Annotated in this window: 12 protein-coding genes; 7 read left to right on the top strand and 5 right to left on the bottom strand. The window is 55.8% G+C overall.

The window, feature by feature from the left end; translation table 11 throughout:
• Positions 1 to 25: 25 nt before the first annotated feature.
• Positions 26 to 760, bottom strand: coding sequence for an SDR family NAD(P)-dependent oxidoreductase (locus NPS47_RS09290; RefSeq protein ID WP_274294694.1), 735 nt, complete (start codon positions 758 to 760; stop codon positions 26 to 28).
• Positions 761 to 945: 185 nt separating this feature from the next.
• Here NPS47_RS09290 and NPS47_RS09285 point away from each other — a divergent pair, with 185 nt between their 5' ends.
• The 5 genes from NPS47_RS09285 (at position 946) to NPS47_RS09265 (ending at position 6,413) form a co-directional block, all read left to right on the top strand.
• Positions 946 to 1,977, top strand: a complete 1,032-nt coding sequence (locus tag NPS47_RS09285) for an ABC transporter substrate-binding protein (RefSeq protein WP_274294693.1) — start codon at positions 946 to 948, stop codon at positions 1,975 to 1,977.
• Between the two features lie 57 nt (positions 1,978 to 2,034).
• Positions 2,035 to 3,102, top strand: coding sequence for a phosphotransferase (locus NPS47_RS09280; RefSeq protein WP_274294692.1), 1,068 nt, complete (start codon positions 2,035 to 2,037; stop codon positions 3,100 to 3,102).
• Positions 3,099 to 4,418 (top strand): aspartate aminotransferase family protein, encoded by a 1,320-nt coding sequence (locus tag NPS47_RS09275; protein WP_274294691.1) that lies wholly within the window; start codon positions 3,099 to 3,101, stop codon positions 4,416 to 4,418. Before NPS47_RS09280 ends, NPS47_RS09275 begins: the two co-directional genes overlap by 4 nt.
• Before the next feature lie 77 nt (positions 4,419 to 4,495).
• Positions 4,496 to 5,530, top strand: a complete 1,035-nt coding sequence (locus NPS47_RS09270) for a L,D-transpeptidase (protein WP_274294690.1) — start codon at positions 4,496 to 4,498, stop codon at positions 5,528 to 5,530.
• Positions 5,531 to 5,696: 166 nt separating this feature from the next.
• Entirely contained in the window at positions 5,697 to 6,413 is a 717-nt protein-coding gene (locus tag NPS47_RS09265; protein WP_274294689.1) for a murein L,D-transpeptidase catalytic domain family protein, read from the top strand.
• An 85-nt stretch (positions 6,414 to 6,498) separates the two neighbouring features.
• Here the strand turns inward: NPS47_RS09265 and NPS47_RS09260 are convergent, their stop codons facing one another.
• The gene (locus NPS47_RS09260; RefSeq protein WP_274294688.1) at positions 6,499 to 6,684 is read right to left on the bottom strand and encodes a hypothetical protein; all 186 of its coding nucleotides are present in this window, start codon (positions 6,682 to 6,684) and stop codon (positions 6,499 to 6,501) included.
• 150 nt (positions 6,685 to 6,834) lie between these two features.
• Between NPS47_RS09260 and NPS47_RS09255 the strand changes: the two genes are divergently transcribed.
• Positions 6,835 to 10,779, top strand: a complete 3,945-nt coding sequence (locus NPS47_RS09255) for a hypothetical protein (RefSeq protein WP_274294687.1) — start codon at positions 6,835 to 6,837, stop codon at positions 10,777 to 10,779.
• A 349-nt stretch (positions 10,780 to 11,128) separates the two neighbouring features.
• Here NPS47_RS09255 and NPS47_RS09250 read toward each other — a convergent pair whose 3' ends face one another.
• The gene (locus tag NPS47_RS09250) at positions 11,129 to 12,079 is read right to left on the bottom strand and encodes a hypothetical protein (RefSeq protein WP_274294686.1); all 951 of its coding nucleotides are present in this window, start codon (positions 12,077 to 12,079) and stop codon (positions 11,129 to 11,131) included.
• A gap of 299 nt (positions 12,080 to 12,378) precedes the next feature.
• On the opposite strand from NPS47_RS09250, the gene NPS47_RS09245 reads away from it, so the two are divergent.
• The gene (locus NPS47_RS09245; RefSeq protein WP_274294685.1) at positions 12,379 to 13,071 is read left to right on the top strand and encodes an ImmA/IrrE family metallo-endopeptidase; all 693 of its coding nucleotides are present in this window, start codon (positions 12,379 to 12,381) and stop codon (positions 13,069 to 13,071) included.
• A 206-nt stretch (positions 13,072 to 13,277) separates the two neighbouring features.
• On the opposite strand, the gene NPS47_RS09240 is transcribed toward NPS47_RS09245, so the two are convergent.
• Together NPS47_RS09240 and NPS47_RS09235 are read right to left on the bottom strand one after the other, a co-directional pair.
• Positions 13,278 to 14,108 (bottom strand): integrase, encoded by an 831-nt coding sequence (locus NPS47_RS09240; protein ID WP_274294684.1) that lies wholly within the window; start codon positions 14,106 to 14,108, stop codon positions 13,278 to 13,280.
• Between the two features lie 362 nt (positions 14,109 to 14,470).
• A complete protein-coding gene (locus NPS47_RS09235) occupies positions 14,471 to 14,935 on the bottom strand; it encodes a hypothetical protein (protein WP_274294683.1) in 465 nt (154 codons plus the stop codon).
• Positions 14,936 to 15,097: the final 162 nt, after the last annotated feature.

The raw sequence follows: 15,097 nt of genomic DNA, 5'->3' as shown, positions 1-15,097 counted from the left end.
CTACCGCTAGCGATTATCGAGTAACTCAAACATGTTGCCCACCGTTTACGTGGATTTCTGCGCCATTGATATACGAAGCGCCGTGGGTGCAGAGGAAATGCACCAGTGCGGCGACTTCCTCGGGCTTGCCCATGCGTTTCATCGGGATCGATCGCTCGACTATCAGCTCGGTGCCGGCGGACAGGATGGAGGTATCGATTTCCCCGGGAGCGATCGCGTTTACGCGAACACCGTGAGGCCCGAAGTCATGCGCCATCTCGCGAGTCAGAGCGGAAAGCGCCGCTTTCGAGCAGGCGTAAGCGACACCTGCAAACGGGTGGACGCGCGAACCGGCAATAGAGGTGACGTTAATAACCGAGCCTCTCGCCGTCTTGAGCTCCTCGAAAAGCCCCCGAGCCAGCAGTGCCGTCGAGAAGATGTTGACATTGAACACGTTCAGCCAAGTCGAATAGTCGGACTCCAGCACCCCTAGTCGCTCTCCATCCGGGCCTTTTGGTGACATGCCGGCGTTGTTGACCAGAGCATCCAGTCGGCCACCGAGCTTTTCCCGGATGTCTGGAAGTCTGCGCTGTACATCCTCCACATTCCCGAGGTCGAGGTGAATGTGGTTGGCCAGCCCCTCGGCCCATGGGCAGCCTTCGCCCAGATCCTGCCTCGACGCTGTGAAGACTCGCCAACCCGCAGCGCTGAAATGTTTCACGGTTGCGTGGCCAATGCCCCGGCTCGCACCGGTGAGAAGCAAAGTACGTTGATCGGTCATAACGGGATTCCTTTCATTGGTAAGGATGAGTGTAGATTAAAATATGATGCATCATGTTTTTAATGTGTTTTAATGAATGCTGTCCCCACCGGGGGAAGCCTCACATTCGATCGCTTGCTGCCACTACAAGAAAACTGCCATCCCTTTAAAGCTGCCCATGACCCGTAGCTGACCTGGAGAGACGCATGAATAAGAAAATCGCAGCTGTACTTTTGCTTGGAGCAATAGCCGGCCCGCTGAATGCCGCTGAAAAGCTGACCGTGGTGTCGTTCGGCGGGAACAATCGCCAGGCGCAAGAAAAGGCGTTCTACAAACCCTTCACAGCCAAGAGCGCCACGGTCATCACGGCCGATGACTACAATGGCGAAATGGCCAAGATCAAGGTGATGGCCGACACCGGTAAAACCAGTTGGGATGTTGTGGAGGTGGAATCTCCCGAGCTCATCCGTGGTTGCAGTGAAGGGTTGTTCGAGCCCTTGGACTGGAGCCGGATAGGCAAGAAGGAAGATTTCCTTCCTGCCGCAGTCAGCGACTGTGGCGTCGGCATTTTCATCTGGTCGACTGTGCTTACCTATGATCCCAAGAAGCTCGCCGAAAGCCCGCAAGGTTGGGCCGACTTTTGGGACATGAAGAAATACCCCGGTAAGCGCGGCCTTCGTCGCGGAGCGAAATTCACCCTGGAGTTCGCGCTGCTTGCGGACGGAGTGAGCAAGCAGGATGTCTACACGCTTCTCGGCACGGAAGCGGGTATTCAACGCGCGTTCAAAAAGCTCGACGAAATCAAGCCCAACATCCAGTGGTGGGATTCCGGCGCGCAGCCTCTGCAATGGCTGATGGCCGGTGACGTGGTCATGACCTCCGCCTACAACGGTCGCGTCACCTCAGCCCAGGAGGAGGGCCAGTCATTTGCAATGCAATGGAATGGCAGCCTTTACGACCTCGACCACTGGGCGATCGTTAAAGGGTCTGCGAAAAAGGAATTGGCAGAGCGTTTCATCGCTTTCGCCAGCGAGCCTGTTCAACAGAAGAATTTCGTCGAAGCCATTCCCTATGGCCCCAGCAACACGAACGCGATGGGCTTGGTTGATAAGCGTGTAGGCGAAAAACTCCCGACTGCACCGGAAAATCTACAAAACGCCCGGGCTACCGACGCCGAGTTCTGGATCGATCATGGTGAGGACCTGGAGGAACGATTCAACGCTTGGGTCAATAAGTGATGCATGGCGCCCTTGGCAACGAGGGCGCCATCAGCAAGCCGGATGAGGACGTGAGTCATGCCACTTGAAAATTTAGCGGTTGATGACAGCTTACTGGAAGCTGCTCCAGCGCTGGTCACCGATGCGCAAGCGGGCGCGGTGCTCCAGCAGCAATTTGGTTTGAGCGGCAAGCTGGAAAAATTGGGTGGAGAGCGAGACCTGAATTTCCGCGTGCTCCTTGAAGACGGCTCATCTCGTTTGTTCAAGCTCTCCCACCCGCTTGAGAACCCCGATGTGGTCGACTTCCACAACCAGGCGATGCGCAGGATCGAACTTCGAGACCCCGATCTTCCGGTTCAACGTGTGCATCCGTCGCTTGAAGGCCAGTACGCCACCTTTATCGAGATTGATGGGCAGCACATGCTGGCCCGGCTCCTGTCTTTTGCAGACGGTATGCCCCTTCACCGCGTGAGCCGCACCACAACCGCGTTTCGCCGAGTCATTGGGCAGTCCATTGCCCGGCTTGACGTAGCGTTGCAAGGCTTCACTCATCCTGCCGCCGGGCATGCGCTGCTCTGGGACATGCAGCATGCCGCGCACCTTCGACCGCTGCTGATTCACATCGAACCAGGTCAGGGGCGAAGCATGGTCGAGCAAAGTCTTGACCTGTACGAAGCCGTCGTCTTGCCGCGGATCCCTCTGCTGCGAAAACAAGTGATTCACAATGACACCAACCCGCACAACATTATCGTCGATGACAAGCGCCCGAATGTCCTGCGCAGCATCCTTGATTTCGGTGACATGGTGTACGCACCCTTGGTCAACGAAGTAGCGGTTGCCGCTTCATACCACCTTGGGCAAGACGGCGATGTCCTGGCGCCGGCACTGGATGTCATTGGCGCGTACCACCAACACAATCCGCTTACCCAAGACGAGTTGGCACTGCTGCCGGAGCTGCTGGCCACGCGGTTGGCATTAGCCCTGTGCATCAACTCATGGCGCGCCGACCTGCATCCTGAGAATCGTCAGTACATCCTTCGGAACGCCCAGCGCGCGTGGGCGAATTTGAAGGCAATGTCGTCTGTGTCTCGATCTGAAATTGAAGATCGAATTTCTTCAGCGTGCCTGCGAGAGGTCAAAGCATGAGCATGACCAACGGTTTCACTTCAGAGGACGCAAGCCGGCTTTCGGAAACGGAACGACGCTTGATTGAACGCCGCGAGCGCCTGTTGGGCCCGGCGTACCGTCTTTTCTACGAACGACCGCTGCATACTGTTCGAGGGGAGGGCGTGTGGCTCTACGATGAGCAGGGCCGTCGTTACCTGGATGCCTACAACAACGTCGCTTCCATCGGTCACTGCCATCCCCGAGTGGTGGAGGCGATGTATCGGCAGTCGCTTGTGCTGAACACGCACACCCGCTACCTGCAGGAGGGCATTCTCGACTATGCCGAGCAGTTGCTGGGCACATTCTCTGCTGACCTGAATCGCGTCATGTTCACCTGTACCGGCAGTGAAGCGAACGACCTCGCGCTGCGGATCGCCAAGCAGTACACCGGCGGTACCGGTGTGATCATCACCCAATTTGCCTACCACGGTGTAACGGGAGACATCGCCGAGCTTTCGCCGTCGCTCGGTCGCGCCATGGTGCTCCCGGCGCATGTCCGTACCGTTCGCGCACCTGACGCTTACCGTCTGGGGGCCGAGAACCTGGCGTCGACTTTCGCCGCAGACGTACGTGCCGCGATCGATGACTTGAAAGCGCACGGCATCCGTCCCGCCGCTATTTTGCTGGATGGCATCTTCTCCAGCGACGGCGTCCTGCCCGGGCCAGCGGGCTTTCTCGCTGATGGTGTGGCGTTGGCCCAGGCAGAAGGAATGCTGTACATCGCAGACGAGGTACAATCAGGCTTTGCCCGTACCGGTCTGAACATGTGGGGTTTTTCGCGGCATAACGTGCATCCGGACATTGTCACGCTCGGTAAGCCCATGGGTAATGGCCAGCCCATTGCCGGTATTGTTGGGCGCTCTGAGGTAGTCGATGAATTCGGAAAGAACATGCGCTACTTCAATACGTTTGGAGGCAACCCTGTCTCGTGCGCAGCAGGCCAAGCTGTCCTGGACGTCATAAAGGAAGAACATCTGCAGCAGCGATCGCATGACATTGGTGGTTATCTGCTGGATGGTCTGACAAAGCTTGCGCAGCGCCATGAAATGATCGGTGACGTCAGGGGCGCTGGCATGTTCCTGGGGGTTGAGCTGGTCACTGACCGTGCGACGAAGAGACCGGCAGCCGAGCAGGCGCGCAAGGTCGTCAACGCAATGCGTGAACATGGCGTGCTGATCAGTGCCGCCGGTCCGCTGGAAAACGTGCTGAAGATACGACCGTTATTGGCGTTTACGCAAGAGCACGCGGAGATGCTTATCGAGGCGGTCGATGTCGCACTGCAGGGAGTTCATTGATGCCCGTTTGTTAGGGGCATAGTCGCGCCAAGCGCTTCCAGCTAAGCTGGGGACATGGTTCTCCGAGAATGGATTCGATGATGCATCTACCGCTCGCTCTGGGTCTGTTACTTGCCGCTGCCTTGGTCGAAGCGGCTCCGCTGCAGGTGCCCACTCCGACCGAACTCAGGGCCAGGCTCGACAGTCTCAAGGCTGGCCAGTTTCTCTGGTACCCGCAGGTCTCGCCGGTGGGACCGGTAACCGTGGTAGTCAGCCTCACCGAGCAACGTGCCTACGTCTATCGCAACGGCATCGCCATCGGCGTCAGTACCGTGAGCAGCGGCAAGGCAGGGCGGGAAACCCCCACCGGGGTATTCAGCATTCTGCAGAAAAAGGTCGAGCATAAATCCAGTCTCTACAACAGCGCCCCGATGCCCTACATGGAGCGCCTGACGTGGGACGGCATTGCCCTGCACGCTGGCCATCTACCGGGCTACCCCGCCTCACATGGTTGCGTGCGCCTACCGCTGGCATTCGCTAAGAATCTCTATGAAATCACCGGTTTCAGCTCGACCACCGTCATCGTTTCCGACACCCATAGTGCACCGGTGGAGGTCTATCACCCCGGTGTGCTTGCACCTACGGTCAACGAGGGCAAGGCCCAAGGCCCGCTGGTATTGAGCAACCAACAGTTCTGGAGCGATCCAGACCCGACGGCGGGGCCGTTGTCGATCCTGATCAGTCGCGCTGACCTGCGTGCCTATGTGTATCGTGGTGGCCAGTTGATCGGCTCGGCGCCAGCATCGTCGATTGAAAGCAGCCAGCATCGCAGTGGAATGGCGGTGTATTCCCTGTTGCAAAAGCCATCCGCTTTGGCACTCGACGCCGCGCTGCCATTACGCTGGTCAGTGGTGGGTCTGAGCAACCCAGAGTACGGGGATACACCTTATGAACAATTGGGCCAATTGAACATGAATCCGGAATTCCGTCGTCATTTACGCTCGGCGATGGACATCGGTACGACGCTGGTGATCACCGACTGGGCGTCAACCCGGGATACCCGCAGCAATGGAAAATTCACGGTGGTCAGCACCGAAGACAGTGAAGAACTTAAACCATTGGTCAAGAAATGATCGGAAATCCTGTAAAAATCAAGCAGAGTAGTGGGCTTTGACTTCGATCCAGCTGATTTTTTCGCTCGCAAAGCGAGCCATAACAACACCAGGCAACACCGACCACTAGGACTTAACACCTGTTAACGGCTTCGCCAGCGCAGACAGGTTTTTAACAGGATAATCCATGTCGCTGTTTGAACCATTGCGGGGAGCCATCCGGCTTTCAGTGGCCAGTATTGGCCTGTTTTTCCTGAGCGCCTGGAACACCGCCCAGGCCGAAACGCTGCCTAGCGCTGCCGATCTGCAGCAATTGGCGCCGAACGCCAATCTTTCGACCCTGACGCTGGCACTTACCGCCTACGAGTGCGCCAGTCACCGCGACGCGGATAAATTGCTCACCGTGATTGACTACTCGAAGGCATCGCGTGACAAGCGTCTGTGGGTGTTCGACCTGCGCTCGAGGAAGCTGTTATTCGAAGAGTGGGTTGCCCATGGCAAAAACAGCGGCGCCGATGTACCGACGACGTTCTCCAACACCCCGAACAGCTACCAATCTTCCATCGGCCTGTATGAGACCGGTCAGACCTACAGCGGCAAGCATGGCCGCTCGCTGCGCCTGCAGGGGCTGGAGCCGGGGTTCAACGACAACAGCATGTCCCGGGCGATTGTCATGCATGCCGCCGCGTATGCCGATCCCAAGGTTGTTGCCGGTCTCGGTCGACTGGGTCGCAGCCAGGGTTGTCCTGCCGTTCGGCCGGCAATTGCCGGCAAGCTGATCGATACGCTGCGACGCGGTAGCTATGTGTTCGCCTATTACCCGCAGCAAGACTGGCTGAAAAAATCGCGCTTCCTTAATGCGCAGAGCTGTCCGTTGGGTAATCAAGCGATTGCGAGTAAGTAGTAGGGGGTAGGCAGCAGTTGCTGCGTGACACTTCGACTGGCCCCGCGTGAATGGCCGCATCTGCGGCCTTAACCAGGTACACAGGTCACTCCACTGGCGCTTGACCTGCTTGCACGGTACGTTTGAGCACCGCTGCCTTCTCAGCACGAGCCTCCACTTCATCCAGCAACGCCTCCACCAGCGCGAGGCTCATCTCCAGCGATTGTTCAGTCGCCCATGCATGCGGATCGTGCAGAGGTAAGCCAGCGCCAAGCTCTTGCCAGGTGAACAAAGGGTTCGCAGGCGAAGATGGCCGTGAGCTATCATCCCAACCCTCGTATCAGGCTCACCGGAAGCTCACCTTCCCGCTCAGACCCAAGATCGATCATTCAATCTTCGGCAAATGAATGCCTGGTAGCCGCTAGCCTGCTTGGAGACACGGATGTTCATTCGCTTGCGCGCCTTCTATAACCGGGCATTAGATGCCTCTAACGCCTGGACTAATAAGACTCGCAGCAAGCTAGCCGCTTTGAAGCGGTACCCATGTGCGGCCGTCAGCGCCTATCAGGCCGCACGTGCGTTCTTGGCCGCGCCCTCTCATGAGAATCTGTTCCAGCCGCTAACCCCAGTACTCATCGAGCCTGGGAAGATCCAGCGGTATGAGCGTGAGTTACTGAATGGGCTGAGGAACGATCAAGTCAGGAACATCGCGATCACGGGGGAGTACGGGGCAGGGAAGAGCAGCGTGCTTCGAACCTTCGTCCATCGCCACCCTGAATTAGTCTACGCATTTGTTTCGCTAGCCACATTCGGCAAGGACACCGAGATCTCTGGGGCGTATGAGCTTGTTACCGATACCGACGCGGCCTCGGAATCACCGCGCTCATCCGAGCCCTCTGCAAAGGCTGGGCAGGATTCTAAATCCGAGGAAAACAAGGCTGAATCTGATCTCGTTGCCCGGATCGAGGAGACGATCGTCCAGCAGCTCCTGTACGCCGTTCCTGCAAAGACACTCCCCAAGACTCGCCTTAAGAGGATCGACCAGGCATCTGGCCTGAAAATCTGGTGGAAAACCCTCTGCTATGGCCTCCTCATTCTGGCGGCGCTGAGGCTGTACGTTCCTGTGGCAGAGAAGCTGCCCAAGATTGAACCGGCCTGGCTCCTGGAATGGCTGCTGTGGATCCCGAGCCCGCTCGCTGTCGGAATCGCCGCGTTAGGGTGCATACACCTGCTACACACGTGTCTGCGCCTGAGTTCGCTGTTCAGTATTGATGGTTTGACACTCAAAGGTGGCAAGCTGGAGACCACCCACCACGGCTCCGTCCTGCACAAAAATATCGATGAGATCATTTACTGCTTTGAGCGAAGCAGCATTGACGTGGTGATCATTGAGGATCTCGACCGATTCGGCATTCATGATGTGTTCACCCGATTGCGGGAAATCAATTTCATCATCAAGCAATCACCTCAAGTGAAACGACCCGTCTATTTCGTCTACGCGCTGCGCGATGAAATGTTCGTCGTCGGCGAGAAAACCAAGTTTTTTGACCTCATCGTCCCAGTGATCCCCGTCATCAACTCGGAAAACTCCCAGGAAAAGATGATGGAGCTTCTGAACCTTCGAACCTTCAAATCGAAACCCTTGGGCGAACACCTCGACCGTCGACTGGTGGAGACGGTCTGCTACTACATCGATGACCTCCGGCTGGTCAAAAATATCGTCAATGAATTCGATATGTTTTCAAATATCCTTGCCAGCGGCCTACGCCTGGAGCCAGACAAGCTGTTTGCGATAGTCGCCATTCGCAATCTACATCCCGGCGCGTACGCCGACCTGGTCAAACGGCGGGGGGCGATCTATGGGGTCATCAAGGGCCTCGATACCTGGAAAATCCAGCAGAACAGCGCCAATGCCAAGCGACTTGATGACTTGCGGCGTGAGCGTGATGAGCGAGTCTCCGAACTGGCCAACAATGTCGCTGAGCTGAGGGCCTACGTTTGGTTCACGCTTCTTCGATTGACCGAAATCGACACGGCAACCCATGCCCTAATCAATGGTACCCAGTATGCGCCGCAGCAATTCGTGACCGACGAGGTGTTCGACGTATTAATGAATCAAGCCGCGCTCCTCTCAATGGCTGTCGTGGATCAATATGGACGGGTCAGAAACTCACCTCGAAACATCTCTAAGGCTGAGCTGCTCACCGCTACATCCTATGAGCGGCGCCATGCTTTGCTTGGGCGGCGACTTAGTACAATCGCGGACGAAATCGCAGCGGTGCAGAGACAATCGGATCAGGTCATCAGGATGTCGTTCAAGACCGCCGTCAAGAAAGGGTATGGAGAGGTCGTAAGGAGCAATCTTCCAGGCTTGGATGTCGTGAGCTATCTGATGCAGCATGGCTTTCTCGATGCCGATTACACCGACTACCTAGGTTATTTCTATCAGGGATCGCTGACGCCTGGTGACAAAGATCTGATCCTTTCATTGAGACGTGGCGTGCTGCCAGAAGTCTCCACGCCTGTCGACAGCCCGAGTACCGTGCTGGAAAAGCTTAAGAGCGACGAGCTCGACGAGGGCAGGGGGATCATCGTCGATTTGATAGCCTGTCTCAGCGCCCGACCAACCTCGCTCGCGGCTGGCTCAGCAGACACACAGCTAAGCCATATACTGAGGAGCGGCCTGGACGAGCACGCCGAACGAATGGCCATCGCAGTGCGCGAGCTTTTGAGTCGAACAGACGCGGCTGGATTTATTCGCGCCGTGTACCGCCTCGAACCCAAACTGTTTAATAGCCTTTTCAACGCTAGGGACACGGGGGACGCTGGTGGAGTTTTTGAAGGAAGCGAGGTCCGTCAGTCCCTCGTCAAAGCAATCGTCGACAACCTGCCGGAATCCGACGTCAAGACCCTGGCCGGTGATGCCTCGACGGATCTGGTGCCTACAATCGAGGGGCTGGAAGATGCTTCACGACTGATGCCAGGATTAGAGAGCAATGTGGGAGCCTGGGCGTGGCTCAGGGCGTACCCAGTCCAGTTTGCCTCACTGGGCCATACGATGAGTCTCGCAGACCTCGAAAGGCTGATCGACTGGGGCTGCATCAAGATCAACCTGCCAATGCTATCGCTGATATGCGCGAAGTCGGAAGCTGGACAGGATTCTAAAGACGCCAAATCCGAACCTGAAGATGTGGGCATCGTGTCCTTGCGTAGGCTGCAGGCTTTGGGCATCAATGGGCTAGGTAATTATCTGCTCTCTCACGCCGATGAGCTCGGTAGGGCATTGCTAGATCAGTCTGCTGTCTTGGATGAATCAAGCGACTCCTTGGCCAGCTTACTAGCAGAAGTGGACGCAGATCACGATCTGACAAATAGACTCTTCGATCACACGACCTGTGTCCTACACGCACTCACTGACGCCCCGAGATATCTTTGGGCAAAGGCACTTGAGAGTGATCGCCTGGTGGCCAAAGCTGACGCAGTGTGGATTTTTTTTGAGAAAGTCGTTGGGCCAGACGGCAACGTCTCGGACGAAGAAATTGGATCGGAACCCACAACGGTATTCACCGGCTTCATCGCTCGGAATGCATCGTCTCTCAAGGGCACGCTGTGGCAGTCAACGAGCGCAGACTGCTCGCTGCAACAGTATCTTCTGAGCTCCACCAGTATCAGTAATGACGTGCTCCAGGTATTGCTCGATGGCGTCGTGCTTCAAGACCTAGCAATGATAAAAGCAGCGCTACCTGAGGGTCGCTGGGGCATGCTGGTAGCCTCATCATTTTTGCCATACAGCTCGGAAGTCAGGGAGATCGTACTGAATACTTGCCCACACCTCGAAGGCAAGTACCTAGTTGAACGGTGGGATCTAGCAAAGGCAGAGATCGATATCAGCTCGCTCCAGCTCGACACGATGCTCACGCTGAGCAAAAGCAAAGCGCTGTCACTCACACAGAAAATTCAGATGTGGTCAGGGCTTAGCCTGGAGACGATTGAAAGCAAACCGGAAGCGGTTCCAGAGCTCGGCCGTGTATCTATGCTGGCCAATCAAGCCGGCGCAAGGTTTGCTGATTCGCTGATGCCTGTGCTGCGACATCTGGTTCGCAACGCGAGCCTCACCCCGGAGCAGCGCTCTGAAATGCTGACACAATGTCTTCCCGGGATGAAGTGGCCGGACATTGCTGCAGCTCTAGGGTTGCTCGACGATGAGGACTTCAAAACTGTGAGCGCGAAGGTCAAGAAGATCAAGGTAAGAAACAGCGAGTCAAACCGGAGCTTGGTCAACGCGATGAAATCTGAAGGGTACTTGGCAACGGTGACCACTGAGGACGACGTCATCATCGCAACCACCAGGCCCTCGTCAATGACATCTGAGGACGGATGGCTCTAGTCTGAGCGTTGAAGGTAGCAGCTTAGCGACCACCGTAGAGCGCCAGATAGGGCCTGATGCTGAGCTGCATGGGAGTAACCTGACCCTCGCACATGACTTCTCTAGCTACTCGTAAAAGCAGCATGGGCGAGGGGAGTGCTGACGTGAAGCATGGGGCTGTTCTTGTGCCAGCAGGTGGGCGATGCTGGAGCTGTAACGTGGATACAAACCAATTCGACAGGCCACTCAGCCCTGACGCCCTAGGACTGATTCTCTCGGTATAGTCTGAGCCCGTTAGCGCTCGCTTAGCATCCATGGCAGGCCCGAACCACCATCGGCATATGCTTCGGGGTGGTTCAGGCTTCACTAGCTACTTGTCGTACTTGGAAGACAATGGGCAGTCGTAGTTAACGTCAACCATGTCCAAGTTCTTCAGCTCGAAATTGGCGTAGCTCGTCCCCTGTGACGTTCGTACTGTGGGTTGTCCGTACAGAAACACAAACGCAGTGGGTTTGGGCTGCTGGGAGATCTTTGAAAGCCTGGTAGCCATGAGGTTTTTGAGTTTGTAGCGCTCGACGAGCGTGTCCGAAACGAAGCTTGAGGTCGTCAGGCTTTCGGTTCCGCGCATCAAGCATTTCTTGAACTTGATCCGGTACGCGTCATTTTTTCTAGTGCGATCGATGTAGGCCCACCCATAGTAGATGACGGGGTGGTCGGGGAGGTCATTCAGATCCTGCTCCCAGATGCATTTAAAAATGCTGTCGTAGGCCACGTCCTGGCCGGCAATATTGAGCCGGCGAAACGCCAAGGTGCTGTCGGATCGATATCGGATATACCGGCTTACTACAGAGCGCACGGAGTAAATGGGGCCTACGATCCCGGATTCACCCAGCTTGGTCGTGTAAGGCCTTGTGTTTCTAGCGCGTTGTTTCGCCACATGCACATCAGCGCTGGGATCCTGAGTCGGTTCGTCATAGTACGAGTCGGGTCGATCAAGCTTGAACACGTCAACAATGGACTCATCGACGGTTTTGCGCTCCTGCCCGTCGGGGCCGCTCGGCTCAACCTCAAGGTCGATCGCCTTCCCGTTGATGATCCCGCATGCCTCACTATGCTCTCCATAAACCTTGAAGTGCGGCACGACCCGCATGCTCTGCACGTCCTTGTCCAAATTCGCACAGGTCACCTGGGCTGCACAGTCCGCTCCAGGGCAAACGAAGGCTCGTTTATTGGTAATTACACCTGCCCAAAACAGGTCATAGGCTCGATCGGGATCGACAAAGTCTCCAGCCTCAATGCTAAACGCAACATCCAATGCCATGTTTCTTGTCAAACCTCCTGTAATCCTTTTGATGGCCCCAACGCTACAGCGGGCGACACCAAGGGCTCGATGTGTTGATAGCGGTCTGGCACGCCCTCATCGTCCACCGCCGTAGCCGAATCCTCGCACACAATCTGGAGCAGGGCGAAGCTAAAGATAGCGAAATGAAATCACTTTTTTTCTTGTGCCAAACTCCTCCACCGTTCATCTGAAAAACTCATATGGTGGGTTAGTCATATATTGAAACCACTACATATTGGGCTAGATTGTATTTGACAGCCTATATGTGGTGTTCTGCCATGAATGAAGCCTCAATCGAGAAAGCAGCGACTGACCTGCTCATGCAGATTTACCGTGATCGCCGGTACCTCTGGCCAGATCAAGAAATTCCACCGATGATGATGCGTAGCCCCCGGATCGCCGCCATGGTCTGCGGCTACGACTATCATGAATATCCCACCCTGGGGGACACCCAGTTCAACCGGCATAAAACCGGTACTCGCATTGCGGGCCTGATTGACCGTCAATCCAATAAGATCGCTGTCGCGACCGAGTTTGGTGACAAAGTTCAGCTCTTCACGGGGGCCCATGAAGTCGGCCATCTTGTGCTGCATGAGGACACCGTCATGCATCGTGACCGCGCGTTTGATGGCAGCCCGTTGCAAACGCCACGTGCACCCGCAGAGCGACAAGCCGATCGCTTCGCGGCCTGCTTCCTCATGCCTCAAAGGCTGGTGAGGGAACGGTTCGAATTTATGTTCTGCTGCAAGGGGCAATTGCGCTTCAGCGACGTGATTGCCTATCACCTCGACCCCAACAATCCGGATCGGCTCCTCTACGCCCCAAAAGAGTCGGGAGAACGTGAACTGGCGCTGGCGCGATGCACCCGCTTCAACAACCAGAACCTGGTGCCACTTGCCCAGCAATTCGGCGTCTCGGATTCGGCAATGGCCATCCGGCTCAAGGAACTGGAGTTGGTGCGGTGGCCATAAAGCGGGCAGGGGTCACAGCATACAAGCAAAGGCATCCCTTGACGGCGACTGCAAGAGGAGCGCACAGGCGTGAGTATGGACGCCCGAAGAGCCAAGACGAGGCCTGATGGCAGAAACACGGTTAACAACAGCCGTCCCCGCAGAGGCACGCTCAGCGCATCCATTAGAATGCCAAGAGCAGTTCTCACTCAGGAACAGGCTTACGACTAACCAACATAATTGGCTGAGCGAAGCTCAACCCAACGTCCGTCCGACCTACGATTGAACTGATCGAGATGGCCGGGCGACCTGGCGTTTCCCATGACGCTCCAGAGCCGGCGGCCCGAGTACCTAGCCATGATCAGGTACATCTCAATTATTCGGAATTCATGCACGCCCATGAAATTTGGGAGCGACTTTAAGACCCATTCCAGCTCAGCATCGGTCAAAAAACCGATCGCCTTGGGTTGCTTGAAAGCAAGATCAGCAAGGGGCTGCGCGGCAACGTTTTCACGTGAGGCTGAAGTATCCTTGAGGTAAAAATCCAGAAACTGCGTCGCGCAGCGAATCTCTCGCTTCCAGACATTTTTCTCGATTTCGCCGTCATCACCAATTGATCTGGAATCAAGGAACGGGCGCCAGATTGGGTTTATAGACCAACCCTCAAATGCGACGCCGGGTTCCTGCACGAAGCGAGCCTGTTTGCCGGACACAGTCCAAGCTTTTGGCGGGTTGAGCACAAACTCTGCGTAGTTCTCAAAGTCTTTGCGGCGCCAGTCAACGAGCGACAGGCCATGAGCAAAGCTCCAATTGAGCATTTTCTCCAGACCCATAATGCAGCTGTGGTACTGACGGTGAGGATTTTCTACGCCCCAATTGTGAGCAATCCAATTCACAAACCTGTCGACGTACCAGATGTTGATGAAGGGATTGGCTGCCGGGTCTATCTGAGCTAGCCGATCAGCCACAGCTAGATTCGTAGGAAAGGATCGAAGCTGATTTGGCCTCCAGTAAACGTAGGGAGGGAAAATCGGGAATGGGATGAACGGCGGAGTCATGACAGAACCAGGGGGCTAGAACGAGTGATGGCTCCTTTAACCTGTAGCAGAAAGCTGCAGCATTGCCATGGTGGATGTCATGGTCGAATGGGGTTGAGGGTCGGATGGGGTCAACCGGAGGTTAGTGAAGGGCCATGCGCAGAGATAGGAGTATGAATGGAACCCAAGCTTTTGATTTTTTGGGAAACGGGGGTTTGTGGGGATTTGACCGGAGATATGTGGAATTGGACACAAGGTAGGTGCGTATAACATAGTAAACGATTTAACATAATATACATTATGCGTAGCGCTCTATAGAAGCTTGTGGGCCGGTGGTGGTTAGATTTGAAGCCAGTTCCAGGCCTCGATCACTGACCTGCAGCTCATGCCTGCAGCTCAGCGATGTAATCCAGGACAAACGGATCCTGCGAACTTTGCTCCTTGCAATAGCCAACCACGTTGGCCAGCGTCCACCGCAGCAATCTCATCAGCACCGGATCGGAAAACTTCCAGCTGCTCGACTCATACGGATACCGGCTGTTGATGAACACGTCGCGGTATCTCTCGAAGGAATCTTCCTGGCTGTCCAGGGCCAAGCTACGACGAATTGCTTCGGGCATCGCATGGAATAACGTCAACAAATCGTGCCTCTCAGGGGTTTTACGACTGGTTTTGTCAGCGCTTTGCAGATGCTGATGAGCTGCGGCCAACGCTACAGCGTCGAGTTTGTAGGTCTCGCCGGATGTACCTTGATGCTGGTCAGGCACAGAAATGAAGCTCTTGAGCAGGACTTCCATGCCAATCGCCGCATTGACCTGGGCAACGTGCGGCAGATTCTGCGCGTCCAAACCCTCAGCAGCTTTCAGGTAATTGTGAGCACTTTAAAGCATCCAGCTTGGAAAATGACCCATTGCATACTACTTTGAATGGCCGTCGCAGATGGCTGGAACCCTTGATTTACGGGGCTTGTTACCGATTACACGTGCCGATTATGCGTGCCCTTGAAAGAT

Origin of the sequence: Pseudomonas putida (genome assembly GCF_028682475.1) — a bacterium.
Lineage (GTDB): Bacteria > Pseudomonadota > Gammaproteobacteria > Pseudomonadales > Pseudomonadaceae > Aquipseudomonas > Aquipseudomonas putida_AG.
This window is presented reverse-complemented; position numbering and strand designations above follow the sequence as displayed.